The organism is Pseudorhodobacter sp. W20_MBD10_FR17, from assembly GCF_052119765.1.
In the GTDB taxonomy this organism is placed as follows: domain Bacteria; phylum Pseudomonadota; class Alphaproteobacteria; order Rhodobacterales; family Rhodobacteraceae; genus Pseudorhodobacter.
Genome location: NZ_JBGQOQ010000001.1, coordinates 149,929 through 166,980 on the forward strand (window position 1 = coordinate 149,929; position 17,052 = coordinate 166,980).

General features: G+C 57.8%; 19 protein-coding genes. 8 read left to right on the forward strand and 11 right to left on the reverse strand.

The features are described from left to right. The 5 genes from ACEN2J_RS00745 to ACEN2J_RS00765 all read left to right on the forward strand — a co-directional run bounded on the left by ACEN2J_RS00745 (position 1) and on the right by ACEN2J_RS00765 (position 4,634). A complete protein-coding gene (locus ACEN2J_RS00745; RefSeq protein WP_442102449.1) occupies positions 1-492 on the forward strand; it encodes a Na+/H+ antiporter subunit E in 492 nt (163 codons plus the stop codon). Continuing rightward, positions 489-758, forward strand: a complete 270-nt coding sequence (locus tag ACEN2J_RS00750; protein ID WP_442102451.1) for a K+/H+ antiporter subunit F — start codon at positions 489-491, stop codon at positions 756-758. Before ACEN2J_RS00745 ends, ACEN2J_RS00750 begins: the two co-directional genes overlap by 4 nt. A gap of 10 nt (positions 759-768) precedes the next feature. Further along, complete coding sequence (locus tag ACEN2J_RS00755; protein ID WP_442102452.1) at positions 769-1,188, forward strand: Na+/H+ antiporter subunit G; 420 nt, start codon at positions 769-771, stop codon at positions 1,186-1,188. A gap of 136 nt (positions 1,189-1,324) precedes the next feature. Beyond that, positions 1,325-2,305 (forward strand): deoxyribose-phosphate aldolase, encoded by a 981-nt coding sequence (gene deoC, locus ACEN2J_RS00760; RefSeq protein WP_442102691.1) that lies wholly within the window; start codon positions 1,325-1,327, stop codon positions 2,303-2,305. A 4-nt stretch (positions 2,306-2,309) separates the two neighbouring features. Then, positions 2,310-4,634, forward strand: coding sequence for an aldehyde dehydrogenase family protein (locus ACEN2J_RS00765; RefSeq protein ID WP_442102453.1), 2,325 nt, complete (start codon positions 2,310-2,312; stop codon positions 4,632-4,634). A gap of 83 nt (positions 4,635-4,717) precedes the next feature. On the opposite strand, the gene ccoS is transcribed toward ACEN2J_RS00765, so the two are convergent. The 9 genes from ccoS to ccoN all read right to left on the reverse strand — a co-directional run bounded on the left by ccoS (position 4,718) and on the right by ccoN (position 13,249). Beyond that, positions 4,718-4,876, reverse strand: coding sequence for a cbb3-type cytochrome oxidase assembly protein CcoS (ccoS, locus tag ACEN2J_RS00770; protein WP_442102455.1), 159 nt, complete (start codon positions 4,874-4,876; stop codon positions 4,718-4,720). A gap of 4 nt (positions 4,877-4,880) precedes the next feature. After that, positions 4,881-7,097, reverse strand: coding sequence for a heavy metal translocating P-type ATPase (locus tag ACEN2J_RS00775; protein WP_442102457.1), 2,217 nt, complete (start codon positions 7,095-7,097; stop codon positions 4,881-4,883). A 3-nt stretch (positions 7,098-7,100) separates the two neighbouring features. Further along, a complete protein-coding gene (locus ACEN2J_RS00780) occupies positions 7,101-7,574 on the reverse strand; it encodes a FixH family protein (protein ID WP_442102458.1) in 474 nt (157 codons plus the stop codon). Between the two features lies 1 nt (position 7,575). After that, positions 7,576-9,006 carry a cytochrome c oxidase accessory protein CcoG gene (ccoG, locus tag ACEN2J_RS00785; protein ID WP_442102459.1) on the reverse strand — a complete coding sequence of 477 codons (1,431 nt, stop codon included), beginning with the start codon at positions 9,004-9,006 and terminating at the stop codon, positions 7,576-7,578. Positions 9,007-9,186: 180 nt separating this feature from the next. After that, positions 9,187-9,744, reverse strand: coding sequence for a uracil-DNA glycosylase family protein (locus ACEN2J_RS00790; protein ID WP_442102461.1), 558 nt, complete (start codon positions 9,742-9,744; stop codon positions 9,187-9,189). 83 nt (positions 9,745-9,827) lie between these two features. Continuing rightward, positions 9,828-10,700: a cytochrome-c oxidase, cbb3-type subunit III gene (gene ccoP, locus ACEN2J_RS00795; RefSeq protein ID WP_442102462.1), complete on the reverse strand. Its 873-nt coding sequence runs from the start codon at positions 10,698-10,700 to the stop codon at positions 9,828-9,830. Continuing rightward, on the reverse strand, positions 10,697-10,897 hold the full coding sequence (locus ACEN2J_RS00800; protein ID WP_442102463.1) for a cbb3-type cytochrome c oxidase subunit 3: 201 nt from the start codon (positions 10,895-10,897) through the stop codon (positions 10,697-10,699). The genes ccoP and ACEN2J_RS00800 overlap by 4 nt, the downstream gene beginning before the upstream one ends. A 12-nt stretch (positions 10,898-10,909) precedes the next feature. Beyond that, positions 10,910-11,635 (reverse strand): cytochrome-c oxidase, cbb3-type subunit II, encoded by a 726-nt coding sequence (gene ccoO, locus ACEN2J_RS00805; RefSeq protein WP_442102465.1) that lies wholly within the window; start codon positions 11,633-11,635, stop codon positions 10,910-10,912. 12 nt (positions 11,636-11,647) lie between these two features. Next, on the reverse strand, positions 11,648-13,249 hold the full coding sequence (gene ccoN, locus ACEN2J_RS00810; protein WP_442102466.1) for a cytochrome-c oxidase, cbb3-type subunit I: 1,602 nt from the start codon (positions 13,247-13,249) through the stop codon (positions 11,648-11,650). 195 nt (positions 13,250-13,444) lie between these two features. On the opposite strand from ccoN, the gene ACEN2J_RS00815 reads away from it, so the two are divergent. Continuing rightward, on the forward strand, positions 13,445-14,293 hold the full coding sequence (locus tag ACEN2J_RS00815) for a universal stress protein (protein WP_442102467.1): 849 nt from the start codon (positions 13,445-13,447) through the stop codon (positions 14,291-14,293). Between the two features lie 170 nt (positions 14,294-14,463). Next, on the forward strand, positions 14,464-15,003 hold the full coding sequence (locus ACEN2J_RS00820) for a histidine phosphatase family protein (RefSeq protein ID WP_442102468.1): 540 nt from the start codon (positions 14,464-14,466) through the stop codon (positions 15,001-15,003). Between the two features lie 3 nt (positions 15,004-15,006). On the opposite strand, the gene sugE is transcribed toward ACEN2J_RS00820, so the two are convergent. Next, complete coding sequence (gene sugE / locus ACEN2J_RS00825; protein ID WP_442102469.1) at positions 15,007-15,321, reverse strand: quaternary ammonium compound efflux SMR transporter SugE; 315 nt, start codon at positions 15,319-15,321, stop codon at positions 15,007-15,009. Between the two features lies 1 nt (position 15,322). Further along, entirely contained in the window at positions 15,323-16,282 is a 960-nt protein-coding gene (locus ACEN2J_RS00830) for an acetyl-CoA carboxylase carboxyltransferase subunit alpha (RefSeq protein WP_442102470.1), read from the reverse strand. 176 nt (positions 16,283-16,458) lie between these two features. On the opposite strand from ACEN2J_RS00830, the gene ACEN2J_RS00835 reads away from it, so the two are divergent. Then, positions 16,459-16,923 (forward strand): AraC family transcriptional regulator, encoded by a 465-nt coding sequence (locus ACEN2J_RS00835; RefSeq protein WP_442102472.1) that lies wholly within the window; start codon positions 16,459-16,461, stop codon positions 16,921-16,923. Positions 16,924-17,052 lie beyond the last annotated feature (129 nt).

Below are 17,052 nucleotides of genomic sequence, written 5' to 3' on the forward strand. Positions count from 1 at the left end.
ATGCTGCGCAAGCTTTTCCCTCACCCTTATTTGACCTTACTGCTGGTAATCACATGGATGTTCTTGGTCAACCAGTTGACGCTGGGATCGCTGGTGTTTGCCCTAATCCTTGGCATCATCATCCCGATCATCACCGCGCCCTATTGGCCCGACCGCCCGATTTTGCGCAACCCTATTGCGATCATCGGGTATGTGCTGATCGTGATGTATGACATTGTGAAATCCAACTTTATCGTGGCCGGTATCGTGCTGTTAAAACCCAACAGCCAGTTGCAACCGGCTTGGGTCACTGTGCCGCTTGATCTGCACTCGCCCGAGGCGATTACCGTTTTGGCAGGCACCATCACAATGACCCCCGGAACCGTCACGGCCGATATGTCGGGCGATGGGCGCGCGTTGTTGGTACACTGCCTGCACGCGCCTAACCCGGATGAAGTGCGCGATGATATCAAAACCCGCTATGAAGCCCGTTTGATGAGGATTTTCGAATGATCCACTATGCCCTGCTGTTCGCCTTTGCCTGCTTTGGCCTTGGGCTTTTGTTCAACCTCTACCGCATTTTCGTGGCGCCCGGTGTGGTTGACCGTGTGCTGGCGCTGGATACGATGGTTATCAACATCATCGCACTGCTGGTGCTGTACGGCATCACCACCCATTCCAGCGTGTATTTTGAGGCAGGGCTGCTGTTTGCCATGACGGGCTTTGTCTCTACCGTCGCCTATTGCAAGTTTATCTTGCGCGGCGACATCATCGAATAAGGGGCCGGATATGGAACTGATCGTAGAAATCATCATCTCGGCCTTGCTGGTTTCAGCCGGTATTTTTGGCCTTATCGGCAGCTTTGGCCTGATCAAACTGCCCGATACCATGACGCGCCTGCATGCACCAACCAAGGCCAGCACCTTGGGCGTAGGGGGCGTGCTGATTGCCTCGATGCTCTATTTCTGGATCATCAAAGGGCAGTTAAGCTGGCATGAGTTTTTGATCACGATGTTTTTGCTGCTGACCGCGCCGATCACTGCCAACTTTATTGCCAAGGCGCATATGCACCGCTTTGCGAACAAGGATGACATGCCTGATACCGGCACCCCGCGCGATTGGGCCACGTTTGAGGATGAAGCCGAGGAAATGCACCCCGTTATGACACGCGTTGCACCGAAGGCGGACGCAAAGCCCCTCGATCACTAAATCTGACCTAATGGTAAAACTTTGGCCCGTCTGACGGTGCGGCACTCTTGCCAGCCAACAGACGGCATGCCACCCTTGCGCAAGCCAATTAGCGGAGGTTCCCTTGCAGCCCGACAGCCAGAACACGCCAAGCGCCATGCAGGCCAAAGCCGACAAAAACCTGCCGCAGCTAACCCATGCCCGCAACCCCGGCATGCCCCTTGATCTGGATTGGGTGGCCTCGGTGCAGGCCAACACCTCCGCCATTGAACGCCGCGCAGCCACCATACCAGGTCGGCGGAGCGTGAAAAAAGAGTATCAGGCGGCGTGGTTGTGCAAGGCGATTTCCTGCATCGATCTGACCACCCTTTCGGGCGATGATACGGCGGGGCGCGTGCTGCGCCTGTGCGCCAAGGCCCGCCAACCCGTGCGGCCCGATCTGCTGGCCGCCTTGGGGATGGAAGGGCTGACCACGGGCGCCGTTTGCGTTTATCACGATATGGTCGAAACGGCCGTGCGTGCGCTTGAAGGCTCGGGGATACCTGTGGCGGCGGTTTCTACCGGCTTTCCGGCGGGCCTGTCGCCTTTGCATCTGCGATTGGCCGAGATTGGCGAGAGTGTTGCCGCCGGTGCCCGCGAAATCGACATCGTTATTTCCCGCCGCCATGTGCTGACGCAAAACTGGCAAGCGCTTTATGACGAGATGCGCGCAATGCGGGCCGCTTGTGGTGACGCGCATGTAAAGGCGATTTTGGCAACTGGAGAGCTGGGCACCCTGCGCAACGTCGCCCGTGCCAGCCTGATTTGCATGATGGCCGGTGCTGATTTCATCAAAACCTCAACCGGTAAAGAGCCGGTGAACGCCACCCTGCCCGTCACCCTGACCATGATCCGCGCGATCCGCGATTATCAGGAACGGACCGGCATCAAGGTCGGCTATAAACCCGCTGGCGGCATTTCCAAGGCCAAGGACGCGCTGGTTTACCTTGCCCTGATGCGCGATGAGCTGGGCCTCCCTTGGGTGCAGCCCGATCTGTTCCGTTTTGGCGCGTCGTCGCTGCTGGGCGACATAGAGCGCCAGTTGGAACACCACGTCACCGGCGCCTATTCCGCCGCCAACCGCCATGCGATGGGATAACACCATGACCGTAAAAGATATTTTTGACTCCATGGCCTATGGCCCCGCCCCCGAATCCGCTGTCGAGGCATTGGCGTGGGTCGCGCAGCACGCGCCCTTTGGCCATTGGATTAACGGGCAATCCAGCCCCGCTGGCGAAGGGTTTTCCACCAATAACCCCGCGACGGGCAAGGCCTTGGCGCAGGTGACCCAAGGCACGGCTGCCGAGATAGACACAGCCGTCGCCGCCGCCCGCAAGGCGCAGCCGAAATGGGCAAAATTGCCGGGACATAAGCGCGCGCAATATCTCTATGCCTTGGCACGCTTGGTGCAGAAACACAGCCGCCTTTTGGCGGTGGTCGAGACGCTGGACAACGGCAAACCGATCCGCGAGTCCCGCGATATCGACATTCCACTGGTCGCGCGGCATTTTTACTACCATGCCGGCTTGGCGCAGCTTTTGGCATCTGAACAGCCGGATATGGAGCCCTTGGGCGTGTGCGGTGCGGTTATCCCGTGGAACTTCCCGCTGCTCATGTTGGCATGGAAGGTGGCGCCCGCGCTGGCCGCTGGCAATACCGTGGTGTTGAAGCCCGCCGAATATACGCCGCTGACCGCCCTTTTATTTGCGCAGATCAGCCGTGAGGCGGGGCTGCCACCGGGCGTTTTGAACGTTGTTACGGGCGATGGGGCAACGGGTGCGGCGCTGGTCGGTCACCCCGATGTCAACAAAATCGCCTTTACCGGCAGCACCGATGTTGGCCGCAAAATTCGCGCAGCGACGGCGGGCACCGGCAAGGCGCTGACGTTAGAGCTGGGCGGTAAATCGCCCTATATCGTATTTGACGATGCCGACCTGGATTCAGCCGTCGAAGGATTGGTCGATGCGATTTGGTTTAACGGCGGGCAGGTGTGCTGCGCCGGATCACGCCTTTTGGTGCAAGAGGGCGTGGCGGAACGCTTTTACACCAAGCTGCGCGCGCGCATGGACGGCCTTCGCATTGGCGACCCGATGGACAAATGCATCGACGTGGGCGCGATTGTAGACCCCGTACAACTGGCCCAAATCACCGCGATGGTCGATGCAAGTGAGGGCGAGAAATATCAGATTGTCTGCCCAGCGGGCTGCTATTACCCGCCGACACTGATCACCGGCCTCGGGTCTGCCAGCCCGTTGATGCAAGAGGAAATCTTTGGGCCTGTGCTGGTATCGATGACCTTTCGCACACCGGTTGAGGCGGTGGATCTGGCCAATAACAGCCGCTACGGGCTGGCGGCGAGCATCTGGACCGAGAATGTGAACCTTGCGCTGGATATTGCGCCCAAGGTCAAAGCAGGCGTGGTTTGGGTGAATGGCAGCAATATGTTTGATGCCGCCGCAGGCTTTGGCGGTGTGCGCGAAAGCGGCTTTGGCCGCGAGGGCGGCTGGGAAGGGTTGCTTGCCTATTTGCGGCCCAAAGGGGCTGCAAAAGCGCTGAAACCGGTTCTGGCTGTGGCCGAACCGACCAATGCCGAGGTTTCCGGCTTGGACCGTACAGCCAAGCTCTATATCGGGGGCAAACAGGCGCGCCCCGATGGCGGGTACTCATCGGCGGTTTGGTCACCCAAAGGCAAGTTGCTGGGGCATGTCGGCCTTGGCAACCGCAAGGATATTCGCAACGCGGTAGAGGCCGCGCATGCGGCAAAAGGCTGGGGCAAGGCCAGCGCCCACCTGCGCGCGCAGATTTTGTATTACATCGCCGAGAACCTGTCGGCACGGGCAGAAGAGTTTGCCGCGCGGCTGAAAGATATGACAGGTAAGTCGGGGACTGCCGAGGTTGAAGCCAGCATCGCGCGGCTGTTCACCTATGCCGCTTGGGCGGATAAGTTTGACGGTGCTGTGAAATCGGTTCCGATGCGCGGGGTTGCCATGGCGATAAATGAGCCTTGCGGCGTGATCGGGGTGATTTGCCCCGATGAGGCGCCTTTGTTGGGGTTGGTCAGCCTAATGGCCCCTGCGATTGCGATGGGAAATACATGCGTTCTGGCCCCGTCGCAGGCCTATCCGCTGGCGGCGACCGACCTGTACCAAGTGTTGGATACGTCTGATTTGCCGCCGGGCGTGGTGAATATTGTGACAGGCGCGCATGGCGATTTGGCCAAGCCATTGGCCAGCCATTTGGATGTAGATGCGGTGTGGTGCTTTGGCGCGGCGGATCTGTCAGGCATGGTAGAGCGCGAGGCGGCTGGGAACCTGAAGCGAACTTGGGTGAATAACGGGCTTGCCACCGATTGGGACGGCGCCGAGGGCCGCGCGTTTTTGCGGGCTGCGACAGAAGTGAAGACGGTTTGGGTGCCTTACGGCGAGTAAGGTTTTCGGCCGCTGGGGGAGGGGCTGTCTGCCCCTCCCCCAGACCCCCACCCCGAGGATATTTTTACCGAACAGAAAGCCGATTAGGGTTTTGGGTGATCGTCGTAATCGGTTTTGAGGATGCGGGCTGCGTCGCCTTGCGGGTCCTCAAACTGCTTGGTTTTCAGGGCCCAGAAGAAAGCTGCGAGGCCAATTCCGCCCAGCAAAAGCGAGACGGGGATGAGGATGGTGAGGATTTCCATTTGGCTACCTTAAGCGCAATGCGTTAAGCGATACAGTAATCGAAGATGCCGACATCGCCAAGGCCGCCATCAGCGGGGTCGCGAGGCCCATGAGCGCAAGTGGCACCGCGATGACGTTATACGCGGCCGAGAGCGCAAAGTTTTCGCGGATGCGACGGGTGGATTGCTTGGCGATACGCAATGCATCGGCCACAGGTGCCATATCTTGGCCCAGCAGCACGATATCGGACGCGGTGCGCGCGGCATCCAGTGCCGAGGCGGGCGAGATAGAGACATAGGCCTGCGCCAATGCTGCCGTATCGTTTAGCCCGTCGCCGATCATCAGCACCTTGCGGCCTTGGTCTTGCATCGCCTGCACATGGGCGCGTTTTTCGGCGGGCAATTTGCCAGAGGACCACTCGCCAATGCCAAGGCGCTTGGCAAGATCGGCAACGGGGGCCTCGGCATCGCCAGAGAGCAAGATGAGGTGCAAACCTGCCTTTTTCATCGCGGCGACGGCGGTTTCGGCACCGGGGCGCAGTTTATCGGCAAAGAGGATCGCAAAGGTTTTGCCTGCAAAAGACAGATATGTTGCTGTTTCGGCAGCTGGGGGGGCGCCCACCCATTCGGCCCGACCCAAGCGGACGGTTTGGCCGTTATACTGCGCCTCAATACCGTAGCCCGGCACCTCTTGCAGGGCAGTGACATCGACGGGCGGGTGCTGTGCCGCGCGTGTCAGCGCGATGGCAAGGGGGTGTGACGAACCGGCGGCAAGGCCTATTGCCACCGCCAGCGCATTTGGCGGAAGCTGGTCAAGGTTGGTGGGCGTGGGTGTTCCCAAGGTCAGCGTGCCGGTTTTATCAAACACGACATAGTCCACCTCGGCCAAACGTTCCAACGCGGTCCCGTCTTTGATCAGCAGGCCTTTGCGAAACAGCTTGCCGCTTGCAGCGGTGACAACGGCGGGCACTGCAAGGCCCAAGGCGCAGGGGCAGGTGATGATCAGCACAGCCGCCGATATGTTGATTGCATAGCGCACATCGCCGCCCGTGGCCCACATCCAATAGCCAAAAGCCCCGAAAGACAACAGATGCACCAGCGGCGAATAGGCGCGCGCTGCACGTTCCGCAAGGCTGGTGTATTTGGTTTTGGTGCTTTCGGCCACGGCGACCAAATCGGCCATGCGGTGCAGGCTGCTGTCGCGCCCTGCGGCCATTACACGGATCATCAGCGGGCCGGTCAGGTTAATCTCACCCGCGGCGACCAACGTGCCCGGCGCGGCCAGCACAGGCAGGCTTTCTCCGGTTAAAAGCGAGCGGTCGACCTCGGACGTGCCCGCGGTAATGACACCATCAACCGGCATCCGGCCACCCGGACGCACGCGGACGATATCGCCAACGGCAAGGGCGGAAATGGCAACGGGTTCTTCCGCGCCGTCCACAATGCGAATGGCGCGGGGCACCTCTAGCGCGGCCAGCTCTTCGGCGGCGGAACGGGCCACGGCGCGGGTGCGGTGGTCAAGGTAACGGCCTGCGAGCAGAAAAAACGTCAACATCACGGCGGCATCAAAATAGGCATGATGGCCGGAATAAAAGGTTTCAAACAGGCTGATAGAAGACGCCAGAATGATCGCCAAGGAAATCGGCACATCCATGCCAAGCCGCCCGACACGCAGGCTGGCCCAAGCCGATTTGAAAAACGGCTGGCCCGCAAAAACCACTGTAGGCAGGGCAATCGCTGCCGAAATCCAGTGGAACATATCGCGGGTCGCATCACCTGCGCCCGACCAGACGGCGACCGACAGCAGCATGACGTTCATCATCGCAAAACCGGCAACGCCAAGGCGCATCAGCAACTCTCGGCCCTGACGATCCGTTTCGGTAGAGGACAACAGGCCTGGGTCAAGCTCGTGTGCTTCATAACCAAGGCTAGCCAAGATGGGGATCAGGCTTTCGGCGGTAATCTCGGGGCTGGCATCGACGCTGACCCGCCGCTGGGTCAGATTTACGCGGGCGGATTGGACGCCCGGCACCGCTTGCAAGCCATTTTCGACCGTAGACATACAGGCCGCGCAATGGGCGGTGGGCAAAGACAGCATCAGCCGCGCGTGGCTGGGGCGGCTGAGTTCGGCCATGCGCTCTGCCGAAGGCGCGATCGCGCAGGCAGGGCAAGCCGAGGGGCTGACATGGCCCAAATCGTGGCCTGCATCATAGCGGACCTCAAATTCTTCGGCCAGCGCCATGGGTTAGTTCCTTACGGTCAGGTTAATGCGCTGGCGAAAGGCGGTGCCATCGGGGGCAACCGCCTCGACCTGCATCATCCATTTGCCCATTGGCAGTTCAACCTGTGCCACGAACACACCCGATTCGCGCACAAAATCGGGGCGAACGTCTTGGCGGGCCTCGGTCGTGCGCCCAACCAGCACCGAAAGGCTGGACACCTCGGCGGGGTAACCTGCCTTATCGGTAAAGGCCAAGCGCAGCTCTTTGGCGGTCGCGTCATATTCGGGGGTCAAAGTCCAACCCAGTGCCAGTTGGGCACTGCGCTCGACGTCAAAGGTTTGGCTGGCAACGTAGGAGTTGCTCACCTCTAGGCCCGGAAAGGTGGTGATGGCTTTATAGGCCATCAAAATATTCACCCCAATTATCACCGAAAACGCTGCAACCGTGAACCCAAGGACCTTGCGGCCTGTGATCCGAAATTCTGAAGTTTCAGCCACTTTATTCGCCTTTTCCGTTAAAGATTGTGTCGTGATAGGTACGGTTAGAGGACCCTTCCTGTTCGACCCACAAGCGCAGATCGGTTCTATCCGCTTTGGCTGCAGGCGAATTTGGCGCGGCTATCACATAGACCCGCTGGGTTTGTTGTTCATTCGCCTTGACCGTCACCGTCAAATCATTCGTGCCCTCTAGCGAAATCTGTAACGCTTTGTCCGAGGTAAGCGAGAGGTAGAACGTCGCATCCTGCCCCTGTTTGTTCAGCAAGCGAACATCGTAAGTGTTGCGAATGGCACCGTCTGACAGTGTTACAAAGGTCGGATTGCGCACAGGGGTTACGTTCATATCAATATCAGACCGCAAGAACAGCGCAACAACAAGCCCGATGCCAACCGCCGACCACAGCGTAGAATACATAATGGTACGCGGGCGCAGGACATGTTTCCAAACCGACTTTGGCTCTTTGCCACCTTGTTCGGCAACTTCGTCCGTCAGGGCCATATAGCCGATCAGGTCACGTGGTTTGCCGATACGGTCCATCACATCATTGCAGGCATCAATGCACAGACCGCAGGTGATGCAGGCCATTTGCTGGCCGTTGCGAATATCAATCCCCATCGGGCACACGTTGACGCAGGCCATGCAATCGATGCAGTCGCCTTGGCCAGCAGCCACTTCACCTTTTTGCAGCTTGCCGCGCGGTTCACCCCGCCAGTGGCGATAGTTGATGGTCAGCGTGTCTTCGTCGATCATCGCCGCCTGAATGCGGGGCCATGGGCAGGCATAGATACAAATCTGCTCGCGGAAAAAGCCACCGAAAAAGAAGGTCGTCGCCGTCAGAACAAGGATCGTCAGATAGGCAACAGGGTGCGCTTGGCCGGTCACAAGGTTCACGGCCAAGGTTGGCGCATCGGTAAAGTAGAACACCCAAGCCCCGCCGGTCGCGATGGCGATCAGCAGCCATGCAGACCATTTGGTGGCCGTTTTACGAACCTTTTCGGCATTCCACTTGCTACGATGCAGGCGCAGCCGCGCGTTTCGGTCGCCCTCGACCCATCGTTCGACCAGAATGAACAGGTCAGTCCAGACCGTTTGTGGGCAAGCATAACCGCACCACACCCGACCCGCAGCCGAGGTGAACAGAAACAGGCCCAAACCGGCCATAATCAGCAAGCCCGCGACGAAATAAAACTCATGCGGCCAAATCTCGATCATAAAGAAAAAGAATCGGCGGTTGGCCATATCGATCAGCACAGCCTGATCGGGCAAGCTTGGCCCGCGGTCCCAGCGGATCCATGGCGTGATGTAGTAAATACCCAATGTAAAGGCCATCAAGAACCACTTAAGGTTGCGAAACGCCCCTTGTACCCGCCTTGGAAAGATCGGTTCACGCTTTGCGTAAAGGCTCTGTGGTTCGATTTCTTCGCTGCTCACGGCATGTCTCCGGCATCATTTCAGGCTCGGGTATCACGCATCGGTAAAAACAATGCTTTGACCTGCATCAATATGACATCACAGATGCGAGTTTGCACCCTTACTTTTCTGCGACATCTGCGCACGGCCGCGACGGAAAGGCACTAAGTGGCGGCAAGCTGATCCACATCAACCATGAGGTCAGGCCAACAGTTCAGCAATCCGCCCCCTTAACGGCGGCAAGACATCCGCCTCAAACCACGGATTTTGTCGCAGCCAAGGGGTGTTGCGGGGGCTGGGGTGGGGCAAAACCTGCATTGGCCCTGCATGTCGCGCCAATTCGGCCAAACTGCGCGACGTGGCATCAGGCAAATGCCAAGCAACGGCATAACGGCCAATCACCAAAACCTGTTCAATCGAGGGCATAGCTGCCAGCAAACGCTGGCGCCATTGCGGCGCACATTCAACACGCGGCGGCAGATCGCCCGAAGAGCCGTTCCCCGGAAAGCAAAACCCCATCGGCACAATCGCCACGCGGGTTGCATCATAAAACTGCGCGCGGCTTAGGCCTAGCCAATCGCGCAACCTATTGCCCGAGGCATCGTCAAAGGGCACGCCTTTTTCATGTGTCACCCGCCCCGGGGCCTGCCCTGCAATCAAAATCCGTGCCTTAGCGCTGGCCTGCACCAAAGCGCGCGGCCCCAAGGGCAGCCCTGTGCAAATCTGGCAGGCCCGCACCTCGGCCAATAGCTGTTCCATAGCGCCCCCCCCCCCGCATCATCAAAACGCAAAAGGCCCCCCAGTGTAAACCGGGAGGCCTTTCAAATCATAGAGGGCGTTGATTACTCGCCGCCGCCCAAACCATGGACATAAACCGCAACTGCGCGAATGTCGGCTTCTGACAAACGGGTGTTCCAGTTTGGCATCGCACCGGCACGCGAATATGTGACTGTCTCCGTTAGGTTAGCCACGTCGCCACCATAGAGCCAAATCGCGTCGGTCAGGTTTGGGGCACCCAAATCACGGTTGCCCTTGCCGTCGTCACCATGGCAGGCCGCACAGTTTTCCGCAAACACGGTGGCACCGGCTGCAGCCAAGGTTGCGTCATGCTCTTGGCCCGAGATGGCCCGTACATGCTGCACAACTTCTTCGATCTGCGGCTTTTCCAACAGCTCATCTACGCCAAACTTTGGCATCTCCGAAAGGCGCGCGTCTTCATCTGTTGTGTTGCGGATACCGTGGGTGATCGTCGTGTGGATCGCCTCAATATCGCCGCCCCACAGCCAGTCATCATCCAGCAAGTTAGGATAACCCTTGGCGCCCGCAGCACCCGAACCGTGGCACTGCGCACACCATGTGCGGAAGACGGCAGCACCGGCATTGTTGGCAAAACCAGACAGGTCTGGATCAGCCGAAATCGCCGTCAGGTCTGCGGCCTCCAGTTTGGCGCGTATCGGTGCGTTGCGGTCCGAGAACTCTTGAATCTCGGCCGCTACATCGGCTCGGGTCGACGACCCGAGCAAGCCCGGCGTTGCGCGGGTAAGCATCGGCCAAGCCGGGTACATAACCGAATAGCCCAATGCAAAAGCGATACACACATAGAATGTCCACAACCACCAGCGCGGCATTGGGTTGTCGAATTCTTCGATCCCATCCCAGCTATGGCCAGTTGTGTTCGGGTCACCGTCTTGGTGGGTTTTGGATTTTTTACTCATGTCCGCGCCTCCTTGGAACGGTCCACCATTTCAGTGGCGGGTTTGTCATCATGGAGAAAGATGGATGCTGCGATTTCGTCGTGCACCTTGCGGCTGCCGGGGCGAAACGCCCAGACAATCACCGCAGTAAATACCGCCGTCAGAAAAATCAGCATCCAGCTATCCGCGAATTCACGCAGTAGGCTATAGGTATCCATATCCCGGCCCCCTTAGCGGCTTGCGTCAGGCTGGAAGGTCGAGAAATCAACCATCGTGCCCAACACTTGCAAGTAAGCGATCAATGCATCCATTTCGCTTATCTCCGGCTTGCCGTCAAAATTGCGCACGGCTACCTTTGTATACCGCTCTTCCAAGCCGTCAAAATCGCCATCCGGATTGGTCTGCGCTTTGAAATCTGCGACTGCATTTTCCAGCATTTCATCGGTGTAAGGCACACCAACGATACGGTGCACTTTCATCGTATCACCGATGTATTCACCGTCGATCATCCGGTTCAGCAAGAAGCCATATTTCGGCATCACAGATTCCGGCACAACCGATTGCGGATTGGTCAGGTGGTCCACATGCCAAGCATCGGAATACCGTTCCCCCACGCGAGCAAGGTCTGGCCCGGTGCGTTTGGACCCCCATTGGAACGGATGGTCATACATCGATTCCGCAGCAAGGCTGTAGTGGCCATAGCGCTCAACCTCATCCCGCATTGGGCGGATCATCTGGCTGTGGCACACATAGCAGCCTTCACGGACGTAAATATCACGGCCCGTCAGTTCCAGTGGGGTGTAGGGGCGAACCCCTTCCACCTTTTCAATCGTGTTCTCAAGATAGAACAGCGGTACGATCTGCACCAAACCACCGATGGTTACTACCAAGAAAGACAGTACCAGCAGCAAAGAGGCGTTGGTCTCGATGACCTTATGTTTGTCAAGAATTCCCATTTTCGCCTCCGGTTATTCAGCAGGAACGAGCGCGTTGTCACTTGCCTTTTCAGGCTGTGCTTTCACGGTCATTACCAAGTTGTAGCACATGATTATCGCGCCAGTCAGGAACAGCGTTCCACCCAAGCCACGCACAACCAGCATCGGGAACTTTGCAGACACTGTGTCGGCGAATGCGTTCACGAGGAAGCCGTTTGCGTCTACTTCGCGCCACATCAGGCCTTCCATGATGCCGGTTACCCACATCGAGGACGCGTAAAGAACGATCCCGATGGTGGCGAGCCAGAAGTGCCAGCTGACCAGTTTCAGGCTGTAAAGGCCCGAACGATTCCACAGTTTTGGCGTCAGGAAGTACAGCGCACCAAAGGTGATCATGCCATTCCAGCCAAGCGCGCCAGAGTGAACGTGACCAATGGTCCAGTCGGTGTAGTGCGACAGGCTGTTCACAGCTTTGATCGACATCATCGGCCCTTCAAAGGTCGACATCCCGTAAAAGCCGATCGACACAACCATCATCCGGATGATCGGATCGGTGCGCAGCTTGTCCCATGCGCCCGATAGCGTCATCAGACCGTTGATCATACCACCCCAGCTTGGCATCCACAGCATGATCGAAAAGACCATCCCAAGGGTCGAGGCCCAGTCAGGCAGCGCGGTATAGTGCAAGTGGTGCGGACCGGCCCAGATATACAGAAAGATCAGCGCCCAAAAGTGGATGATCGACAGTTTGTACGAAAACACAGGGCGTTCTGCCTGTTTTGGCACAAAGTAGTACATCATCCCAAGGAAACCGGCCGTCAGGAAGAAGCCAACCGCATTGTGGCCATACCACCACTGCACCATGGCATCTTGCACGCCCGAGAAGACCTGAACCGACTTAGAGCCGAACAGCGACACCGGGATCGACAGGTTGTTGAACACATGCAGCATCGCCACAGTGATGATGAACGACAGGTAGAACCAGTTGGCCACATAGATATGCGGTTCACGGCGCTTAACCAACGTGCCGACAAAGACTGCCAGATAGGCCAGCCAAACAACAGTCAGCCACCAGTCAGTCAGCCACTCCGGCTCGGCGTATTCTTTGGATTGGGTTGCACCCAGCAGATAGCCGGTTGCCGCCAGTACGATCACCAACTGATAGCCCCAGAACACGAACCAAGCCAAGTTACCGCCCCAAAGCCGTGCTGCACTTGTGCGCTGCACAACGTAAAAAGAGCTAGCGATCAGCGCGTTACCGCCAAAAGCGAAAATAACAGCTGACGTGTGCAACGGCCGCAAACGGCCAAAGTTGGCATAGCCCTGCGCCCATTCAAAGTTCAGAACAGGAAAGGCCAATTGGAAGGCGATGATTACCCCAACCAAAAAGCCCACAACGCCCCAAGCCGCTGTTGCAATCACGCCTGCGCGCACAACACCGTCCATATATTCTTTTTCTGATGCAACAACCTTCGGCTCGCCTGCTTGGCGAACTGTCCACAAGAACAGCCCCCCTGCAACAAGCATGATCGTCAGCATGTTGACCAGATAGGCCGGATCGCGCGCGTAATTGGCTGCAATCGCGGCTAACACCGCGATCAGGCCAAGCGCGATCAGTTTAACGTAATCCCACATTTTGCGTCCCTTCGTCTTCGCCTAGTCCGAACAGAATTCGCCCAGGCATTTTTTATCATTCTGCTTTTGACCAGTTCGGCGGATAACCGCCTTGATCCATATCAACCAATTGTGAACTTAACCTTGACCACGATCAAAGCACAATCATTCGCCGAGCGTTACCGTGTCTTATTGTCACAATAGGAGGCTTCGAGAATGGCTTACAAATCTTTTCTGACCATTTGTGCAGATCCGGCGCGCGCGCCACAAACTTTTGCAACAGCGGCTTCGCTTGCAATTGCACAAGACGGGCACCTAGATGCCTTGTGCCTTGGCATTGACCGGGCACAGCTTGGCTACTCCTATGTCGGCGCAAGCGCAATTGTTATGCAAGCGGCCCAAGATAACGCAACTGATGACGCCAAAGCGGTTGAGGCCGCCATTCGTGGCGCAGCCGCAGCGGCAGGGCCATCGTTGCGCTGGTCATCCGAAAGCGCCCTTGCGATGATCGGCGGCTTGGCCGATCTGATAGCCTTGCGGTCACGCTTTGCTGATTTGGTCGTTTTGGCCAAGCCTTACGGCGAAAAACATGGCGAAGAGGAAGAGGCCATTGTCGAATCGGCGATGTTTGAAGGCCAAGCGCCCGTTTTGGTGCTGCCCGATGCGCCGCTAGATGCCACAAACATTGGCAAACGCATCGTCATCGCGTGGAATCAAAGCCGTGAGGCCATGAATGCTATTCGCCATGCAATGCCGTTTTTGAAACATGCCAGCCAAGTCTGGATCACCATTATCGACCCGCCGCAACACGGTGCAGAACGGTCTGATCCCGGTGGCGCGTTGTGCCAGATGTTGGTGCGCCACGGCGTCAAGGCCGAGGTGACTGTGCTGGCCCGCACGATGCCGAAAATCTCGGATGTGTTGGCCCGCCATTGTCGCGATGTTGATGCCGATATGCTGGTGATGGGTGCCTACAGCCATTCGCGGTTCCGCGAGGCGATTTTGGGCGGTGCGACACGCAACACGCTGGAAGCCGCCGAAATTCCGGTCTTTATGGCGCATTAAAGCCGGCCTGAATGGGCGCATTGGGCAGGGGTCACTCCCTGCCCTTTTTCATTGCCTCAGGCCGCAGTATCCTTGCTGAAAATCACCTCTGGCGCATTTGGTGACACCACTTATGATGCAGGCTGGCCCAAAAAAGGCGGCCAAGACCCTATGCCAAAGGACCGCTGCAAATGCCGATATACTTGATTCGCCACGGCCAGTCTGAATTTAACGCCGTCCATAGCGATGGCGGACCTGATCCGATGATCTTTGACGCACCGCTTACCGATCTTGGCCGCGCGCAGGCTGCCGAGGCCCGAAAGCAGGCGCAAGCCCTTGGTATTCAACAGGTTATCTGCACACCGCTGACCCGCGCCATTCAAACAGCCAAGATTATCTTTGACGGCATCGCCCCGATTACCGTTTCCACTGGCCCCGTCGAGCACCTATCGCACAGCTGCGATATGGGCAGCAGCCCTGCCGCCCTGCGCACGGCCTTTCCAGAGCTGGATTTCGACCATCTCCCCGACGTGTGGTGGCACCAAGGCCCGCTAAACCCGAATGGCGTGCCGGAAGAGCCGGAAGACATCTTTCACGCCCGCATTGCCCGTTTTCGGGACAGCCTTGCCAACCATCAGCCGCGCCCGCTGGCGATTGTCGGCCATTGCAACACGTTCCGCTCGCTTGCGGGGTTTAATATGAAAAACTGTGAAATTCGACGGTATCTTTAGGGGCTAGGCCAGTTTCAGCACAACAATACCAGCCACGATCAACCCTATACCGCCGATCCGCAGCGCATTGACCGGCTCACCCAGCATCACCACGGCCAGAATGGCCGTGCCAACCGTGCCAATGCCAACCCAAACGGCATAGGCCGTGCCCACCGGCAGCGTTTTCATCGCATGACTAAGCAGCCAAAAGCTGGCAATCGCGCCCAAAATGGTCACTACCGATGGCGTCAGCTTGGTGAACCCATGCGAATATTTCAGGCCCAGCGCCCAGACTACTTCAAGCAGCCCAGCCACGACCAACGCAGGCCAAGCCCCCATTTCAGGCCGCCAAGCCTTTGGAGCCCATGTTGATGAACTTTTGCCGGCGGTCTTTGATCAAGGCATCCGGCTTTTTGCCCGCAAGCTCTGCCAGCATCGTCTCAATCGCTTTGCCGACGGCGGCAATGGTTTCACGCTTGCCACGTTGCGCGCCGCCCAAAGGTTCTGTCACAATCCGGTCAATCACACCCAGCTTTTGCAAGTCTTGCGCCGTCAGGCGCAATGCCTCGGCGGCTTCGCGCATCTTGTCGGAATCTTTCCACAAAATACTGGCGCAGCCTTCGGGTGAAATCACCGAATAGACCGAATGTTCCAGCATCGCGATACGGTTTGCCGTCGCAAAGGCCACAGCCCCGCCTGACCCGCCTTCGCCAATAATTACCGAAACCAAAGGCACACCGACCGTCAAGCATTTCTGAGTAGACCGCGCAATCGCCTCGGACTGGCCGCGCTCTTCGGCACCTTTGCCCGGATAGGCGCCGGGGGTGTCGACCAGCGTAATCACTGGCAAGCCAAAGCGGTGGGCCATATCCAGCAGGCGCACAGCCTTGCGATAGCCCTCGGGACGGGCCATGCCAAAGTTCCGCTCAATCCGCGACTTGGTGTCATTGCCCTTTTCGTGGCCGATCACCATCACCGGCATATCGCTGAACCGCGCAAGCCCACCCATAACGGCGTGATCGTCGGCAAAGTTCCGGTCACCGGCCAGCGGCGTATATTCGGTAAACAGCGCGTCGATATAATCTTTGCAATGCGGGCGGTCAGGGTGACGTGCGACAAGGCATTTCTGCCAAGGCGACAAACCCTTATATAAATCGCGCAGCATGGTGGCGGCTTTGGCATCGAGTGCCGCCGCTTCCTTTTCAACGTCCATCTCTTTGCTGCCCCGCCCCATGGCGCGCAACTCTTCGGCCTTGCCTTCAATCGCCGACAACGGCTTTTCAAACTCGAGATAGTTCATCTGGCTCTCCGCTTCCGCATTTCTATGCTATATGCCGCTTGGACAGGCCAAATGCAACTGAACACGCTAGGGGCTGTCAAAAGGCCGCCGAATAAACTGCACAAAACCCTGTGCCCGCTGCAAAACTGTGCCAAACTGGTGCAAAGCAAACGTAAGACTCATAAGGACGCGACACCATGTTCCCCATTACCGTGAAAAAACTCCGGTCTCGTAGCCTTATTGGCTTGCCGCATGCAGGGGCCTATCAGCAGATGTCTGAAACCTATGCCAAGCTGTTCGATGAGCTCGAAGCACATGGCCTTAGCGATAAAACACGCCAGATGGTTGCAATCTTTTATGATGATCCGGCAAAAACCGATGCGGCAGCGTTGCGTTCGTTTGCGGCGGTCACTGCGCCAAAAACGGTTGCCTGTGCCGCGCCGTTGCAACGCATTAATTTGCCCACAGGACGCCACGCCGTTTTGCGCTTTACCGGCGATTACGCGGGCTTGCCGGCGGCTTACGCCTATCTTTATGGCGCATGGCTTGCACAATCGGGCGAGCAGCCCTCGGGCCAACCCAGCTATGAGGTATACATCACCTCGCCGCGCAGCCACCCGCCCGAAGAATGGGTGACCGAGATCTGTCTACCGCTAAAATAGCCCCGTTTTAAGAGCTGCGATGCGTTGGACTGCACTTTAGGGGGCAATGCCCCCGCATTTTCTGTACCCGCTTGGGGAATTTCATCCCGTCGCAATCTGTGCTTTTTGCAGCGACATTCTGAATAAAGG

What these genes read in the sequence shown, in the direction of transcription:
- ACEN2J_RS00775 (WP_442102457.1), bottom strand. Translation starts at nt 7,097, where the DNA reads ATGGCGCTGGCCGAAGAATTTGAGGTCCGCTATGATGCAGGCCACGAT.
- ccoP (WP_442102462.1), bottom strand. Translation starts at nt 10,700, where the DNA reads ATGAGTAAAAAATCCAAAACCCACCAAGACGGTGACCCGAACACAACT.
- ACEN2J_RS00830 (WP_442102470.1), bottom strand. Translation starts at nt 16,282, where the DNA reads ATGAACTATCTCGAGTTTGAAAAGCCGTTGTCGGCGATTGAAGGCAAG.
- ACEN2J_RS00755 (WP_442102452.1), top strand. Translation starts at nt 769, where the DNA reads ATGGAACTGATCGTAGAAATCATCATCTCGGCCTTGCTGGTTTCAGCC.
- ccoO (WP_442102465.1), bottom strand. Translation starts at nt 11,635, where the DNA reads ATGGGAATTCTTGACAAACATAAGGTCATCGAGACCAACGCCTCTTTG.
- deoC (WP_442102691.1), top strand. Translation starts at nt 1,325, where the DNA reads ATGCAGGCCAAAGCCGACAAAAACCTGCCGCAGCTAACCCATGCCCGC.
- ACEN2J_RS00765 (WP_442102453.1), top strand. Translation starts at nt 2,310, where the DNA reads ATGACCGTAAAAGATATTTTTGACTCCATGGCCTATGGCCCCGCCCCC.
- ccoS (WP_442102455.1), bottom strand. Translation starts at nt 4,876, where the DNA reads ATGGAAATCCTCACCATCCTCATCCCCGTCTCGCTTTTGCTGGGCGGA.
- ACEN2J_RS00800 (WP_442102463.1), bottom strand. Translation starts at nt 10,897, where the DNA reads ATGGATACCTATAGCCTACTGCGTGAATTCGCGGATAGCTGGATGCTG.
- ACEN2J_RS00835 (WP_442102472.1), top strand. Translation starts at nt 16,459, where the DNA reads ATGTTCCCCATTACCGTGAAAAAACTCCGGTCTCGTAGCCTTATTGGC.
- ACEN2J_RS00815 (WP_442102467.1), top strand. Translation starts at nt 13,445, where the DNA reads ATGGCTTACAAATCTTTTCTGACCATTTGTGCAGATCCGGCGCGCGCG.
- ACEN2J_RS00790 (WP_442102461.1), bottom strand. Translation starts at nt 9,744, where the DNA reads ATGGAACAGCTATTGGCCGAGGTGCGGGCCTGCCAGATTTGCACAGGG.
- sugE (WP_442102469.1), bottom strand. Translation starts at nt 15,321, where the DNA reads ATGGGGGCTTGGCCTGCGTTGGTCGTGGCTGGGCTGCTTGAAGTAGTC.
- ccoN (WP_442102466.1), bottom strand. Translation starts at nt 13,249, where the DNA reads ATGTGGGATTACGTTAAACTGATCGCGCTTGGCCTGATCGCGGTGTTA.
- ACEN2J_RS00745 (WP_442102449.1), top strand. Translation starts at nt 1, where the DNA reads ATGCTGCGCAAGCTTTTCCCTCACCCTTATTTGACCTTACTGCTGGTA.
- ACEN2J_RS00750 (WP_442102451.1), top strand. Translation starts at nt 489, where the DNA reads ATGATCCACTATGCCCTGCTGTTCGCCTTTGCCTGCTTTGGCCTTGGG.
- ACEN2J_RS00820 (WP_442102468.1), top strand. Translation starts at nt 14,464, where the DNA reads ATGCCGATATACTTGATTCGCCACGGCCAGTCTGAATTTAACGCCGTC.